General features: G+C 69.9%; 16 protein-coding genes. 9 read left to right on the forward strand and 7 right to left on the reverse strand.

What is annotated here, in order from left to right; genetic code table 11:
- Nucleotides 1–13 precede the first annotated feature (13 nt).
- Nucleotides 14–658, reverse strand: coding sequence for a GNAT family N-acetyltransferase (locus HDA39_RS30475; RefSeq protein WP_184801031.1), 645 nt, complete (start codon nt 656–658; stop codon nt 14–16).
- 256 nt (nt 659–914) lie between these two features.
- Between HDA39_RS30475 and HDA39_RS30480 the strand changes: the two genes are divergently transcribed.
- Entirely contained in the window at nt 915–1,841 is a 927-nt protein-coding gene (locus HDA39_RS30480) for a hydroxymethylglutaryl-CoA lyase (protein WP_460658525.1), read from the forward strand.
- A 74-nt stretch (nt 1,842–1,915) separates the two neighbouring features.
- Here HDA39_RS30480 and HDA39_RS30485 read toward each other — a convergent pair whose 3' ends face one another.
- The 3 genes from HDA39_RS30485 to HDA39_RS30495 all read right to left on the reverse strand — a co-directional run bounded on the left by HDA39_RS30485 (nt 1,916) and on the right by HDA39_RS30495 (nt 4,210).
- A complete protein-coding gene (locus tag HDA39_RS30485; protein WP_184801033.1) occupies nt 1,916–2,479 on the reverse strand; it encodes a GrpB family protein in 564 nt (187 codons plus the stop codon).
- Nucleotides 2,480–2,601: 122 nt separating this feature from the next.
- Nucleotides 2,602–3,435, reverse strand: coding sequence for an MmyB family transcriptional regulator (locus HDA39_RS30490; RefSeq protein ID WP_202893166.1), 834 nt, complete (start codon nt 3,433–3,435; stop codon nt 2,602–2,604).
- 79 nt (nt 3,436–3,514) lie between these two features.
- Nucleotides 3,515–4,210, reverse strand: coding sequence for an EcsC family protein (locus HDA39_RS30495; RefSeq protein WP_184801035.1), 696 nt, complete (start codon nt 4,208–4,210; stop codon nt 3,515–3,517).
- Between the two features lie 247 nt (nt 4,211–4,457).
- Here HDA39_RS30495 and aat point away from each other — a divergent pair, with 247 nt between their 5' ends.
- Nucleotides 4,458–5,123 (forward strand): leucyl/phenylalanyl-tRNA--protein transferase, encoded by a 666-nt coding sequence (gene aat / locus HDA39_RS30500; RefSeq protein WP_184801037.1) that lies wholly within the window; start codon nt 4,458–4,460, stop codon nt 5,121–5,123.
- Here the strand turns inward: aat and HDA39_RS30505 are convergent.
- Nucleotides 5,097–5,912, reverse strand: a complete 816-nt coding sequence (locus HDA39_RS30505; protein ID WP_184801039.1) for a TetR/AcrR family transcriptional regulator — start codon at nt 5,910–5,912, stop codon at nt 5,097–5,099. The two genes, aat and HDA39_RS30505, sit on opposite strands and share 27 nt — an antisense overlap.
- A gap of 129 nt (nt 5,913–6,041) precedes the next feature.
- Here HDA39_RS30505 and HDA39_RS30510 point away from each other — a divergent pair, with 129 nt between their 5' ends.
- From HDA39_RS30510 to HDA39_RS30540, 7 genes are all read left to right on the forward strand, one after another.
- Nucleotides 6,042–6,521 (forward strand): nitroreductase family deazaflavin-dependent oxidoreductase, encoded by a 480-nt coding sequence (locus tag HDA39_RS30510; RefSeq protein WP_184801041.1) that lies wholly within the window; start codon nt 6,042–6,044, stop codon nt 6,519–6,521.
- A complete protein-coding gene (locus tag HDA39_RS30515) occupies nt 6,518–7,585 on the forward strand; it encodes an adenosine deaminase (protein ID WP_184801043.1) in 1,068 nt (355 codons plus the stop codon). Before HDA39_RS30510 ends, HDA39_RS30515 begins: the two co-directional genes overlap by 4 nt.
- A 40-nt stretch (nt 7,586–7,625) precedes the next feature.
- Complete coding sequence (locus HDA39_RS30520; RefSeq protein ID WP_184801045.1) at nt 7,626–8,183, forward strand: SigE family RNA polymerase sigma factor; 558 nt, start codon at nt 7,626–7,628, stop codon at nt 8,181–8,183.
- Complete coding sequence (locus HDA39_RS30525) at nt 8,180–8,812, forward strand: hypothetical protein (protein ID WP_184801047.1); 633 nt, start codon at nt 8,180–8,182, stop codon at nt 8,810–8,812. The genes HDA39_RS30520 and HDA39_RS30525 overlap by 4 nt, the downstream gene beginning before the upstream one ends.
- A gap of 57 nt (nt 8,813–8,869) precedes the next feature.
- The gene (locus HDA39_RS30530) at nt 8,870–9,565 is read left to right on the forward strand and encodes a PadR family transcriptional regulator (protein ID WP_184801049.1); all 696 of its coding nucleotides are present in this window, start codon (nt 8,870–8,872) and stop codon (nt 9,563–9,565) included.
- Between the two features lie 142 nt (nt 9,566–9,707).
- Nucleotides 9,708–10,691 (forward strand): ATP-binding cassette domain-containing protein, encoded by a 984-nt coding sequence (locus HDA39_RS30535; protein WP_184801051.1) that lies wholly within the window; start codon nt 9,708–9,710, stop codon nt 10,689–10,691.
- On the forward strand, nt 10,691–11,470 hold the full coding sequence (locus tag HDA39_RS30540; RefSeq protein ID WP_184801053.1) for an ABC transporter permease: 780 nt from the start codon (nt 10,691–10,693) through the stop codon (nt 11,468–11,470). The genes HDA39_RS30535 and HDA39_RS30540 overlap by 1 nt, the downstream gene beginning before the upstream one ends.
- A 47-nt stretch (nt 11,471–11,517) precedes the next feature.
- Here the strand turns inward: HDA39_RS30540 and HDA39_RS30545 are convergent, their stop codons facing one another.
- Nucleotides 11,518–11,985 (reverse strand): peptidoglycan-binding domain-containing protein, encoded by a 468-nt coding sequence (locus HDA39_RS30545; protein ID WP_184801055.1) that lies wholly within the window; start codon nt 11,983–11,985, stop codon nt 11,518–11,520.
- Nucleotides 11,986–12,083: 98 nt separating this feature from the next.
- Complete coding sequence (locus HDA39_RS30550) at nt 12,084–13,169, reverse strand: acyltransferase family protein (protein WP_184801057.1); 1,086 nt, start codon at nt 13,167–13,169, stop codon at nt 12,084–12,086.
- Nucleotides 13,170–13,249: the final 80 nt, after the last annotated feature.

Here is a 13,249-nt window from a genome sequence, read left to right on the forward strand (position 1 = left end):
CGAGCAACCTCACTCACCGCACCAGCAAGGCCTCTGAGCCAACCGGTACGTATCCGGCGGCCAGGAACATGCGTAGGGATGCGGCGTTGCCCGGTGTGACCTGGGCCCAGATGTGCGTCCCGGCCGGTACCAGGGCTCGGGCCGCTTGGGCCAGTTGGCGCCCGACGCCTCGCCCTCGGGAGCTCTCGAGCACCTCCAAGGCGACCTCCTGCCGACCGGCCAGGCCGAGACCGGTGAGCACCAGACCGCCACTGGACGTCGTGTAGGCTCGGACCTCATCGCGATAACGCCGAGCCCGCCGGATCCTCGGGTGCGACTCGTCGGTGAACGGCGTCAGTCCCGCGAGCAGTTCGGCGCGCTCGGAGTCGTCGGTGAGCGCCGGCGCGAGCAGCATCGCGTCGATGCCGTTGACCTCGCGGCCGGTGAACTGTTCGAGCGCGTGCAGGAACGGCGGGTTGAGCGGCGCGGCCAGGTCGGTCGGGTCGAGGTGCTCGGCGATCCACTCCGGCGGGACGTCCGCGGCGACGACGAGGTGCCCGGTCAGGCCGATCACGCAGGTGTCGCGCGCCGACGGCGCCGGGACGACGGACGTGGTCAGGTCGGGGGCAGGGAAGACGCCCTGCTCGATCCCGCGCAGAATGTCGGCCAGAGTTGTCATCACGAGCCATTCTGGGGGAGAACCCGCCGGCATCGGAGGAAACCCCTCCCGGTCCGGCGCGAGCAGCAGGACCGAGCACCCGGCCACCTGGTCGACGCGCCCGGGCAACGCCAGAGGCCGGCCGACCGGTGGGCCCGAGGCAGCGAGGGCCGGCCCACCGGTTGGCCCGGACGACAGGCACGAGCGGACGGACGACGAGTCCCAGGACGTGCCGAGCAGAGGTTCGCCGTACGGCGGGCCCGGGATGGAGGCAAGGGTGCGGAAGCCGCAGCGGGCGACGGTCGACGGGCTGCCGGAGCGGGTGACGATCTACGAGGTCGGGCCGCGGGACGGGTTGCAGAACGAGGACGCGATCGTGGACGTCGCCGTGAAGGCCGAGTTCGTCCGGCGGCTCGCCGGCGCGGGGCTGACGACGATCGAGACGACCAGCTTCGTGCATCCCCAGTGGGTTCCCCAGCTGGCCGACGCGGCGGAGCTGCTGAAGCTGATCGAGCTGCCGGACGCCGTACGGGCGCCTGTTCTGGTCCCGAACGAACGCGGTCTCGACCGCGCCCTCGAAGCCGGCGTCCGGGAGATCGCGATCTTCGCCAGTGGGACCGAGACGTTCGCGCAGAAGAACCTGAACTCGACGCTCGACGACCAGTTCGCGATGTTCACGCCGACGGTCGAGCGCGCGCTGGCGGCCGGTCTCGCGGTCCGCGGCTACGTTTCGATGTGTTACGGCGACCCGTGGGAGGGCGACGTACCGGTCGGCCAGGTCGTCGCCGTCACCAAGCGCCTCGCCGACCTCGGCTGCCACGAACTCTCCCTCGGCGACACCATCGGCGTCGCCACCCCCGGCCAGGTCGTCGACCTGATCAGCGGGCTCCAAAAGGCCGGCGTCGGCGTCGACCAGCTCGCCGTCCACTTCCACGACACGTACGGCCAGGCGCTCGCCAACACCCTCACGGCCCTCCGCGAAGGCGTCACCGTCGTCGACAGCTCAGCGGGCGGCCTCGGCGGTTGCCCGTACGCCGAGTCCGCCACCGGCAACCTCGCCACCGAAGACCTCGTCTGGCAACTCGACGGCCTGGGCATCGAAACCGGCGTAGACCTCGAAAAGCTCGTCGCCACGAGCGTCTGGATGTCGAAGCAACTGGGCAAACCCGCCGCCAGCCGAGTAGTCCAAGCCCTAGCGGGCTAGCTGGTTACTCACACCTCACAGGTGCCGGCCACCGGACTGCTGGCCGGTACCTGGTGGATTGAGGCCTTCGCCGGCTAACTCGGGCTCCAACCGGTCTGCGCGGCCCAGCGTTCGGCGCCGGTCATCAGTACGGCAGTGGCCGGCGCTTTGATCTGCCCGTAGTCGGTCAGCCGTGGCAGACTCGCCGCCAGCCGTTGCTTGAACGCGCCCCACCCGGCCCGCGCCGCCTCGTCCGCCCGCAGGTAGTCGCGAAACAGCAAGGCGTACCGCGCGTTGGCCCCACCCGCGAGCCGCACATGTACGTTGCACGTCCGGGCCCCGACCGCCGGCGCGAACACGAGCTTCCGGGACTCGACCCCAGTCGACACCTCAACCCGGTTCCACACCTCGGGCCGCAGCCGGTATCCGGCAGCGGTCAGCGGATCCACCAGCTCGTCGAGCGACGCGACCCGCAGCTGGACGTCGATGCAGCCTTTGGCCGCGAGCCCGGGCACCGAGGTGGACCCGACGTGATCGATCGTCGGAGCGAGCCGCCCGACAACCGCGCGCAACTGGTCGGCGAGAGCGGCAAACTCGTCCGGCCAGGAGGCCCGGTAGTCGACTACCACAGCATCGAACCGCTCATCAGCAAAGGGCATCCCGCGATGATCGCAGATCTGTCGTGGTGGGAAGGACGGGCTGTCACCTAGGCCGCGGTCGCGTCGCCGAGGCTGCCGGAGCGCGAGCGCGGGGTGGGGCTGCGGCGGTCACGATGCCTACTTCATCGAGCAGCCGGAGTCAGCCGAGTCAGAGGCAACCGCTCCCGGGTGAGCTCGTCGGACGGCGTCTCGACGAACATCACCAGATCAGGATGCGCCGGTACGGCGAGCTCGGTCACCGTGAAGTGGAGCTCGCCGGCGGCGGGGTGCAGCACGTGGCGTGGTCGTGGCGCGCACTCGGCGACCTCGTGGCGTGACCACAGCTCGTCGAACTCGGGGCTCACCGCTCGCAGCCGGTCGATGTCGGTCTCCCACACCGCGTCGCCGAGGTGTTCGCCGTACGCCGAGCGCAGGCGGCCCACCAGATAAGGGACCTCGGTGTCGTAGTTCAGCAACTGTTGCCGGGCGAGTGGCTCGGTGACGATGCACCAGAGCAGGTTCTTGTGGACGCACGGCAGCGTGTGCCAGTCGTGGAACAGGTCGGCGAACGCGGCGTTGGTCTGCAGGATGTCGAAGCGCCGGTTGGTGATCACCGCGGGCAGCGGGTCGAGCGCGGTGACGATCTCGGCCATCACCAGCTCGTTCGCGTAGACGCCGGCGCGTGGCGGGCGGGCGGGTGTCGCCTCGGCCAGCCGGTACAGGTGTTCGCGTTCGACGTCGCTCAGCCCGAGCGTCGTCGCCACGGCGTCGAGGACCTGGCCGCTCACGTTGATCGGCCGGCCCTGCTCGAGCCACGTGTACCAAGTGACGCCGACGCCGGCCAGTTGCGCGAGCTCCTCGCGACGCAGTCCTGGAGTACGGCGGCGGCCGCCTGCGGGCAGCCCGACGGCACCGGGGGCGACCTGGGCGCGCCGCGCCTTCAGGAACTCCCCGAGCTCGGCCCGGCGGTTGCTCACCACCAGATCGTCGCACCGACCGCCGACAGTTTCACCGGGTTTCGAGGAGCGGCCACCTCGCACGGACCGAAGAACGGACCTACGGCTCGATCGGGCGCCGGATCCGGCGGACCAGGCTCTTGTCGGCGTACTGGCCGATCCGGTACGTCGACCAGCCGTCGACCCCACCGCCGACCACGCCGCCGAGCAGCGGGACGCGCCGCGTCACCGTGATCGCCATCCGCTTGCCGCTGACCCGCGCGATCAGCTCGCCGACCACCTCACCGGCGACCAGCCGGTCGAGCTCCGGGTCGAAGACCGGCGCCGTCGCGATCCCGAGCGGGGACGTCGGCAGGTTCGACTTCTTCAGCCGGTCCGTCACCCCGTCCTCACCGAGCAGGCAGGTGATCACCGCGGTCCGCACCCGCGGATCGCCGAGGTCGTACCCCCGCAGGTGCGCGATCGCCGCGACCATCCGTGCCTGCACGATCGCCAGGCCGGTCAGGTTGGCCGGCAGCGCGACCGGAAGCGTCACCAGCCCGCCGATGCTCGTGACGAACCCCTGCACTCCCGCGAGCCGGATGTGCTGGTCGATCACGGCCTCGATCGCGACCGCGACATCGTCGTCGGACCGGGCCAGCTTGGTCTCGGCGATCTTCTCCGCGCCGGGAAACCGCTGGTACCCGTCGATCGCGATCTCCAGGACCTGCCGGAGGATCCCGGCCGCGGCCTGCGGCGCGAACCGCTGGGCGGCGGGCGCGAGACTGCTGGCGACGAACCTTGCTACTCCGGCCACGGTTCTCCTCGAGGCTTGGGTACTACGCACCCACCCGGCCTCCGCGGGCGGCGCATCTTCAAGACTACGTGCCCACCTGGAACACGCCACTCCGGAACAACCCGGACCGCGCCCTGGAGCTCCGCCCGGCACCAGCAGTTCCCGGTACTGCGCTCAACCGCCCGCCCGACCGGCCGCCCGCCGGTCCCGCCCCGGCCGACCACCTGCCCGCCGTACGTCCTGCCAGGCCGTGCGCGAGGATGGTGGGGTGCCTGTTGAACCGCCTGCCTCCGTCTGGGAGTTTCCGCCGGTCGCGATGGCCGGGAGTGGGGACGTGGTCGCGGCGGGAGCGGATCTCGAGCCGGGGACCGTGCTCGCGGCGTACCGGCGGGGGCTGTTCCCGATGCCGGACAGTCATGGCCCGCTGCTGTGGTGGTCGCCGTTGGAGCGTGGCGTGATCGACGTCGCGGGGTTCAGCCCCTCCCGCTCGCTAAGACGCGCGCGGCAGCGGTTCGAGATCCGGGTGAACACCGCGTTCGACGACGTGATCCGTGCCTGTGCCGACCCGAGCCGGCCGGGTTCGTGGATCGACGCGGACATCATCGCGTCGTACACGCGGCTGCACCGGATGGGCTGGGTGCACTCGGTCGAGGCCTGGGACGGCGACGAGCTGGCCGGCGGTCTGTACGGCGTGGCGATCGGCGGCCTGTTCGCCGGGGAGTCGATGTTCCACCACAAGACCGACGGCTCGAAGGCAGCGGTCGCGGGGCTGGTCGAGCTGCTCGACGACAAGTACGCCGCCGAGCGCGTCCTCGACATCCAGTGGGTCACCGACCACCTGGCGACGCTCGGCGCGGCCGAGATCCCGCGCGAGCAGTACGTCCGCCGCGTCCAGCGCGCCCTCGAGCTACCGCTCCCGGACGCCTTCGCCTAGCCCGAGAAACGCGGCGTGCGAAGCGATCGCCGCCTCGAACAGTTCGTCCGCGGGATCGAAGGTCCCGACGAACTGCCCGAACAGCTCGAAGCTGACCAGCCCGAACAGCTGCGCCCAGATCATCCCGGTCCGCAGCAACACAGCCCTCGGTACGCCGGGCGCGAACTCCTCGAGCGGCTGCAGCTGAGCCACCAACGCATCCGAGGGCTCGGCGGCCTCGCCAGGCACCACCAGTACGCCGGCCTCCTGAGCCCGCTGCAGTACGCCGAGCAGGCACACCGCCACCCGCGACGCGGGCTGGACCGTGCTCTGCGGCGCGCTGTACCCCGGCACCGGCGACCCGTAGATCAGCGCGTACTCGTGCGGATGCTCGACCGCCCACCGACGCACCGCCCGGCTCGCCGCCAGCCAAGCCTCCCGAGGCGCACCCGCCCCAGCGCTCGCAGGCGCCCGCTCCGCCCCAGCACGCGCCGGCGCCCTCTCCACCCCAGCACCCGGCACCCCATCCACCCCAGCACCCGGCACCCCACCCCCCAGGACCCCAGCCGCAGCCTTCTCCACCGCACTCCCCAGCGCGTCGTACGCGTCGATGATCAGCGCCGTCAGCAGGTCGTCCCGACTGGGGAAGTACCGATACAGCGCCGACGACACCATCCCCAGCTCCCGCGAGACCGCGCGCAGCGACAGCCGCTCAGCCCCGTCGGTGGCGAGCTGGCGGCGCGCGGTGTCCTTGATCTCCTGGGTCAGCTCGGCCCGGGCCCTGTCGCGTGCGGTACGTCCGGCGTTCATGACCCGCAGTCTGCCATGATCACTGCACTAAAGCGAGAGCAGTGCTCTTGACAAGGATCACCCGAAAGTGTTCACTGGTCACAACAGAGAGCACCGCTCTCGCTTTCTCGCCAAGAAAGGCTCACCGCCATGAAGCAGACGTACGACAAGAACCGCGTGATCACCTCCGGCCAGGGCAGCATGCGGGTCTTCAACCGGCTCGTCGCCGCCATGACCAAGGCCGGGATCAGCCTGATGGGCAGCCGGGTCCTGTCGGTCAAGGGCCGCAAGTCCGGCGAGTGGCGCAGTACGCCGGTCAACCTGATGACGCTCGACGGCCAGCCGTACCTGGTCGCCCCGCGCGGTCACGTCCAGTGGGTCAAGAACCTACGCGCCACCCCCGAGGCCCGGCTCCGGATCGGTCGCAGGACCGAGGTGTTCCACGCCGTCGAGCTGGCCGACGCCGACAAGCCCGAGATCCTGCGGGTCTACCTCAAGAAGTGGGCCTGGGAGGTCGGCGCCTTCTTCGAGGGCGACGTCGACAAGAACTCCTCGCTCGAGACGCTGCTGCAGGTCGCGCCCGGCGTACCGGTCTTCAAGATCACCCAGGATGCCAAGATGGGCCGATGATCACTCCCGAGCAGTTGACCGCGGCGCCGAAGGTGCTGCTGCACGATCACCTGGACGGCGGCTTGCGGCCCGCGACGATCGTCGAGCTGGCCCAGGAGATCGGGCACCGGCTGCCGCGGACCGATGCCGGTGAGCTCGGCGAGTGGTTCGTCGAGTCGGCCGACTCCGGCTCGCTGGAGCGGTACCTGGAGACCTTCGACCACACCGTCGCGGTGATGCAGAACGCCGCCGCGATCAGCCGGGTCGCGAGCGAGTGTGTGCAGGACCTGGCCGCGGACGGCGTCGTGTACGCCGAGATCCGCTACGCGCCCGAGCAGCACCTGACCGCCGGGCTCAGCCTGGAGCAGGTCGTCAACGCGGTCCGCGAAGGCTTCGAGCACGGCATGGCGAACGCCGAGCGCCCGATCGTCGCCCGCCAGCTGCTGACCGCGATGCGGCACCAGGCGCGCTCGATGGAGATCGCCGAGCTGTCCGTCGCCTACCGCGACGCGGGAGTCGTCGGCTTCGACATCGCCGGCGCCGAGGCGGGCTACCCGCCCACCCGGCACCTGGACGCGTTCGAGTACCTGCAGCGCGAGAACGCGCACTTCACCATCCACGCCGGCGAAGCCTTCGGCCTGCCGTCGATCTGGCAGGCGATCCAGTGGTGCGGCGCCGACCGGCTCGGCCACGGCGTCCGGATCATCGACGACATCACCGAGAATGCCGACGGCAGCGTCGAGCTCGGCCGGCTGGCGGCGTACGTGCGCGACCGCCGGATCCCGCTCGAGATGTGCCCGAGCAGCAACCTGCAGACCGGCGCGGCCGAGTCCATCGCCGACCACCCGATCGGTCTGCTCACCAAGCTCCGCTTCCGGGTCACGGTCAACACCGACAACCGCCTGATGAGCGGTACGTCGATGACCCGCGAGCTCGCGCTGCTCGCCGACGCCTTCGGCTACGGCCTGGCCGACTTCCGCTGGTTCGCGATCAACGCGATGAAGTCCGCGTTCGTCCCGTTCGACGAGCGCCTCGCGATCATCGACGGCGTCATCAAACCCTGGTACGCCGCCGAGCTCGGCTGACCGATGCAACCTCTGAGGAGTCTTCGGACTCTTTGGAGTCATGCAGGGGGAGACGTTCTCTGAGCCGGGGGTGTGGATCGGCGCGGCCACGCGCCGGGTGGACGACTCCGCCGCCGAGTTCAGCGCGTACGTCGCCGAGCGGTACGACGGCCTGCTGCGGATGTCGTACCTGCTGACCCAGGACCGCGGTCTCGCCGAGGACCTGCTGCAGACGACGCTGGCCCGCTGCTGGTTGTCGTGGTCGAAGATCAAGGCCGAGAACCCGCACTACTACGTCCGTCGATCGTTGGTGAACACCCACCGTGCCTGGTGGCGGGTGAAGCGGAGTCGATGGGAGATCCCCACCGATTCCGTCCCGTATGCCGTCGCTGACGGCGGGTACGACGTCCTGCACGAGAACGCCGTCCTCCTCGAAGCACTCGGCCGGCTGCCGCGGCGGATGTGTGCCGTGATCGTGCTGCGCTACCTGGAGGACCTGTCGGAGCTCGAGACCGCGCGGATCCTCGGCTGCAGCACCGGCACCGTGAAGAGCCAGTCGAGTCGCGCGCTGGCCAAGCTGCGCGACGATCCCGCCCTGAGCAAGGAGGCCTGGCGATGAACCCCGAGGACCTGCGCCGGCGCTTGCACCAGGCCGTCGTACCGGTTGCTGCGCAGGAGGATCCGGCCCCGGCCATCCAGCAACGGGCCAACAGCATCGCCCGCCGCCGGGTCACCGCGACCACCTGTGCGCTCGTCCTCGCGGTCGCCTCGGCGGCGCTGGTCAGCACCCACCGCTCCGGGAGCGAGCCGACCCCTGGCACGCCGGTCGCCACCAGCGTGTCGGGCTTCGGCGGCGGAGCCCAGGCGGGGCTGCTGCCGAAGACCGGCGGCAAGTACCTGATCGAGCAGACCACGATGAAGATCGACCTGCCCACCACACCAGTCCTGTACCAGTGGAGGCAGCAGCCGATCGGCCAGGCCCAGCCCCGGGATGCCATCTGGCTGCTGGCCCGCTGCGCGGAGACCTCCGCCCAGGTGGTCGTGGCACTGCACAGCGAGGCGAACACCTCCTTCACGCAGTACGCGGTGCCGTGCTCGACCAAGACCCAGGTCCCGGTGCCGTCCACTTGGTCGTCCGGAGCACGGGCCGACCTGTCGGTCGGCGTCGGCAGCGCCGGCGAGGTCGTGGTCGAGGCCGGCCTCTACCGCGCCGACTACTGCCGGGCGGGCGAGTGCTGGATTACTTGACATCGGGTACCCGTCAGCGAATACTCGATCTCAAGTAATCGAGATCGAGGACGGGTGATGGTCCGGCGCAAGGTGAGCAATCCGCTGGCGTTCGCCGTGCTCGGCAGTCTCGGCGAGCGGCCGATGCACCCGTACGAGATCTCGACGATGCTCAAGGCCCGGGGCAAGGACGGGAGCATCAAGCTCAATTACGGTTCGCTGTACTCCGTCGTCACCGCACTGGAGAAGGCCGGCTTCGTCGAGGCGGTCGAGACCGTCCGCGAGGGCAACCGCCCGGAGCGGACGATCTACGCGATCACCGCCGCCGGGCGGGAGGAGTTCGACGGCTGGCTGGCCGAGTTGCTCGGGACGCCGGAGAAGGACTTCAGCCAGCTCGAGGCCGGCCTGGCCTACCTTCCGGCGTTCGCGCCGGACCGGGTCGCGGACCTGCTCGAGCAGCGGGCCGGCGTACTGGAGCAGGAGGCCGCCGGGCTGGAGCGCATGCACGACCTGATGCGCTCGAAGAAGTTCCCGGAGATCTTCTGGATCGAGTCGGAGTTCCGGGTCGAACTGCTGCGCACCGAGATCACGTTCGCGCGCCGGCTCGCGGAGCGGATCCGGACCGACGACCTGGAGGGCACCGAGTTCTGGCGCCGGACCCACGACCTGGTCGCCGAGCTCGGCGTCCACCCGGCCGACCTGCTGAAGGATCCGGTCAAGTACTTCGGTGTCGACTTCCCCTGGTTGCGGGAGGTCCCACCGGAAGCACAGTGAGAAACGGCCCCCGGCCCGAGGTGCGGCAACACCTGGGTCGAGGGCCGTCAGTTCCTCGAGCCGGTCCCGAAGGACCTGATGACCCAAGGCGCATCATCAGGATAGACGGCCCGGCTCTTTCACCCACGAAGGAGTCATTCCTATGGTCAGTCATGCCCTGACGGCCGTCGACCTGGTCAAGACCTATCCCGGAGCCCGCCGCGGCCCCGGGGTCCGGGCCCTCGACGGTCTCACGTTCAGCGTGCCGGAAGGAGTCGTGCTCGGTCTGCTCGGACCGAACGGCGCCGGCAAGTCCACTACCGTCAAGATCCTCACCACGTTGTCCCGCGCGGACTCCGGGACGGCGCTCGTCGCCGGGTACGACGTCAACCGCGAGCAGGACCAGGTCCGGCACGTGATCGGCTACGTGCCGCAGAAGGCGAGCTCGGACCCGATGGCCACCGGCCTGGAGAACCTCGTGCTGAGCGGCCGCATCCACGGGCTGTCCCGGTCCACGGCCACCAGTCGCGCACGGGATCTGCTGGAGCGCTTCAGTCTTACCGAGCAGGCCGCGAGGCAGGTCAAGACGTACTCCGGCGGTCAGCAGCGCCGGCTCGACGTCGCGCTCGGCTTGGTGCACCGCCCGAAGGTCTTGTTCCTCGACGAGCCGACCACCGGCCTCGATCCCGAGGCACGGGCCGATCTGTGGGCCGAGGTCCGGCTGCTGGCCGGCGGCGAGGGTCTCACCGTGCTGCTCACGACGCACTACCTGGAGGAGGCCGACCGGCTGGCGGACCAGCTGGCGATCGTCGACCACGGCAAGATCGTTGCCGAGGGCACCCCTGAGGGCCTGAAGGCGGAGCTGCGCGGTGACACCGTGCAGGTCGAGCTGGTCGAGGCCGATGCCGACGGCTCGGTCCGGGGGTTGCTGGCCGGTCTGCCGGGGATCCGGGAGATCGTTGTTGAGGGCAACGTTCTGCGGGCGCGCGTCGACCGCGGCGCGACCGCCGTACCGGCGGTGCTGGGAGCCCTCGAGGAGAAGGCGATTCCGGTCGGTGCGGTGACGGTGTCGCGGCCGTCCCTGGACGACGTGTACCTGAGCTACACCGGCCGGTCGTTCCAGGCGGCGGAAGAGCAGGTGGCGTGATGAGCACCCCAGTCCTGGCGCACACCGGGTTGATCACGTCCCGCTGGCTGCGGGCGCAGTTCCGCTCGCCGGCCCTGATCGCGTTCACGCTCGTGCAGCCGGCGATCTGGCTGCTGCTGTTCGGGCAGCTGTTCAAGGGGATCGTCGACCTGCCTGGCTTCGGCAGTACGTCGTACATCGCGTTCCTCACGCCGGGCATCGTGATGATGACCGCGCTGATGTCGAGCGGCTGGAACGGCACCACGTTCATCACCGACATGGAGCGCGGCGTGATGGACCGGATGCTCGCGTCGCCGGTCCGCCGCGGCGCACTGATGGCCGGGCAGCTGATCAGCAACGCCACCAGTACGGCGATCCAGGCGCTGCTCGTCTTCGGCATCGGCCTCGCGGCCGGCGCCCGGTACGACGGCGGCGTAGTCGGGTTCCTCGTCACGGTCGCGGCGTCGGTGCTGATCGGGACGGCGTTCGGCTCGCTGTCGAACGCGGTCGCCCTGCTCACCCGTCAGCAGGAGGCGCTGATCGGCATCTCCCAGTTCGTCTCACTGCCGCTGACGTTCATGTCGTCGATCATGATCGACCCGAAACTCGCCCCGCACTGGGTCGAGGTCGCGGCGCGCTTCAACCCCGTCGACTGGGCCACCATCGCCGCCCGGGAGTCCCTGTCCGCCAACCCCGACTGGGGTTCCGCGGGCCGGCACGGCCTGTACCTGCTGGCCTTCACACTGGTGGTCGCCTACCTGTCGACCCGGGCGTTCCGTACGTACCAGCGCTCGGTCTGAACGAGCACAGGGGATTCGCCCCCGCGGCGAATCCCCTGTGACGCGGGTCAGACCGGGCTGTAGCAGTTCGTGCTGTCGATGCCCTTCGCCGGATCGTGCAGCCGCCAGTTCATCGCCGACCGGGTCTGCGGACCGTAGATCCCGTCCGCGGGGAGGCCGGTCCGGCGCTGCACCGCCGTGACGGCGTCGCGGGTCGTCGCGCCGTAGTACCCGTTCACGATGATCTTGGCGCCGTAGCAGTAGTTCAGCGTCTGCTGCAGCCCCTTGATCGCCCCCGCCGGATCACCGAAGGGCTCCGCCGGGTTCCGGTGCGGGAAGTCGCCGTACACCAGGTTGCAGGTCACGCTCGTGCTCTCCCAGAGCCCTGGTGTCGTGACCTCCCACCCGCCACCGACCGCCACGGTGCGGCTGCCGTCGCACTGGGACAAGGCCTCGGCCGCGCCGGCAGGGGCGGTGGCCAGAAGCCCCAGCGGGGCGGTGAGTGCGGCGATCGCGAGACCAGCTCGGACGAACATCTTGACTCCTCAGGTCGGGAACACCGTCCTGGTTGCCCGCTCAGGGAAAGCCATGCGTCAGATCAAGAGACCGCGACACGTTCGAAGCGCGGCTGTGATCAGGGGCGGAGCCGGGCGACGGCCCGGAAGCCGAGGCGTTGGAGGGGGACGACCAGCTGGGTCAGCGTGCGGTACGCCGGTTGCTCGACGTACCGGGTGAGGAGCCAGGCGAGGACGACGACGCCGGCGACGGCTCCGACGACCTGCTCGGTGCGGCCGAGGCCGAGGCGCATCAAGTGGTAGGCGAACAGGTAGCCGAGCTCCTGGTTGAGCAGGTAGAGGCCGAACGAGATCTTGGCCAGGAACTGGATCGGTCGCCGGACCGGCGTGAACACCAGCCAGTCCGGACCGCGCGCGGCGAACGCGACCAGGACCAGCAGGGCGCCGATCCCGAGCGCCGACGGCAGGTCCGACGTGTGCACGTACTGCGCGAACACCGTGGCGACCAGCAGTGCGCCGAGGTGCACCGCGGTGATCCGGCGCTGCGACCACAACCAGATCGCGATCCCGATCGCGAACAGCTGCAACCGGTGGAAGCCGAACCCGTTCCACAGTTGCTGCACCACCAGGGGACTGCGCAGGATCCGGTCGTGCCACTGCAGGATCACCGGCGCGATCGTCATCACCCACAGCAGCACGGTGATCCTCGACGGTGAGCCCACCCCGCGCGGCCAGAGCAGCGCGGCCGCGACGAACGCCATCAGCTGCAGCGGCAGCGTCCAGTACGAGCCGTCGATCAGCCGCACGGTCGGGTCCAGTGACGCGATCAGCGTCAGGTTGCCCCACAGGTCCCGCGGGGTCGGGAGGATCCAGTTGTCCGGGCCGAAGAGCACCAGCAGGCTGTACGTCGCCAGCACGGCCACCAGGTAGGGCGGGAGGACCCGGCAGATCCGCTTCCACAGCCAGGGCAGCGTCGGGCCTTTGCGGACCGTCACGCAGACGAAGTACGCGCTGATCACCAGCAGCACACTCGCGCCGACCTGGAACGGGGTCCGGCCGAGCGGTGCGCCCAGCTCGGGGTGCAGCACCGGCCCCTCGAAGGCCGCGTGGTTGACGACGACAGCGAAAACGGCGACTACTCGGACAACATCCCAGCTCAGGCGGCGTGAACCGGCCTGGGGTGAGGGCGGTTCCAATTTCGACAACTCACAGACATCTCGACCGACTCCCCCTGTGACACATCTGTGATCCTAGGCAGACGGCGACGGCCGATCGCAAATTGTGT

This window comes from Kribbella italica (assembly GCF_014205135.1).
Taxonomy (GTDB): domain Bacteria; phylum Actinomycetota; class Actinomycetes; order Propionibacteriales; family Kribbellaceae; genus Kribbella; species Kribbella italica.

Excerpts from the sequence above, each read along its gene's own strand:
- HDA39_RS30535 (WP_184801051.1), top strand. The coding sequence starts at position 9,708 with ATGGTCAGTCATGCCCTGACGGCCGTCGACCTGGTCAAGACCTATCCC.
- HDA39_RS30530 (WP_184801049.1), top strand. The coding sequence starts at position 8,870 with ATGGTCCGGCGCAAGGTGAGCAATCCGCTGGCGTTCGCCGTGCTCGGC.
- HDA39_RS30525 (WP_184801047.1), top strand. The coding sequence starts at position 8,180 with ATGAACCCCGAGGACCTGCGCCGGCGCTTGCACCAGGCCGTCGTACCG.
- HDA39_RS30510 (WP_184801041.1), top strand. The coding sequence starts at position 6,042 with ATGAAGCAGACGTACGACAAGAACCGCGTGATCACCTCCGGCCAGGGC.
- HDA39_RS30545 (WP_184801055.1), bottom strand. The coding sequence starts at position 11,985 with ATGTTCGTCCGAGCTGGTCTCGCGATCGCCGCACTCACCGCCCCGCTG.
- HDA39_RS30515 (WP_184801043.1), top strand. The coding sequence starts at position 6,518 with ATGATCACTCCCGAGCAGTTGACCGCGGCGCCGAAGGTGCTGCTGCAC.
- HDA39_RS30540 (WP_184801053.1), top strand. The coding sequence starts at position 10,691 with ATGAGCACCCCAGTCCTGGCGCACACCGGGTTGATCACGTCCCGCTGG.
- HDA39_RS30485 (WP_184801033.1), bottom strand. The coding sequence starts at position 2,479 with ATGCCCTTTGCTGATGAGCGGTTCGATGCTGTGGTAGTCGACTACCGG.
- HDA39_RS30505 (WP_184801039.1), bottom strand. The coding sequence starts at position 5,912 with ATGAACGCCGGACGTACCGCACGCGACAGGGCCCGGGCCGAGCTGACC.
- HDA39_RS30520 (WP_184801045.1), top strand. The coding sequence starts at position 7,626 with ATGCAGGGGGAGACGTTCTCTGAGCCGGGGGTGTGGATCGGCGCGGCC.
- HDA39_RS30475 (WP_184801031.1), bottom strand. The coding sequence starts at position 658 with ATGACAACTCTGGCCGACATTCTGCGCGGGATCGAGCAGGGCGTCTTC.